The organism is Paraburkholderia sp. SIMBA_030 (assembly GCF_046535245.1).
Classification (GTDB): domain Bacteria; phylum Pseudomonadota; class Gammaproteobacteria; order Burkholderiales; family Burkholderiaceae; genus Paraburkholderia.
Genome location: NZ_JAWRXB010001011.1, coordinates 1 through 257, shown reverse-complemented (window position 1 = coordinate 257; position 257 = coordinate 1). Strand labels below are relative to the sequence as shown.

Sequence of the window (257 nt, the reverse complement as noted above, 5' to 3'; positions counted from 1 at the left end):
CACATGGTGGTGCTGGGCATGGGCAAGCTGGGGGCGGTAGAGCTGAACCTGTCGTCGGACATCGACCTGATCTTCGCCTTCCCCGAGGGCGGCGAGACCGAAGGGGTCAAGCGCTCGTTGGACAACCAGGAGTTCTTCACCCGCCTGGGCCAGCGCCTGATCAAGGCCCTGGACCCGGTCACCGTCGACGGTTTCGTGTTCCGCGTCGACATGCGCCTGCGCCCCTACGGTACAGCTGGTTCGCTGGTACTGAGCTT

The 257-nt window shown here is 64.6% G+C and carries 1 protein-coding gene; it reads left to right on the top strand.

Going from position 1 to position 257, the window contains the following annotated elements:
• A partial coding sequence (locus SB772_RS43075; RefSeq protein ID WP_410838907.1) for a hypothetical protein occupies positions 1–257 on the top strand: 257 nt, incomplete at both ends.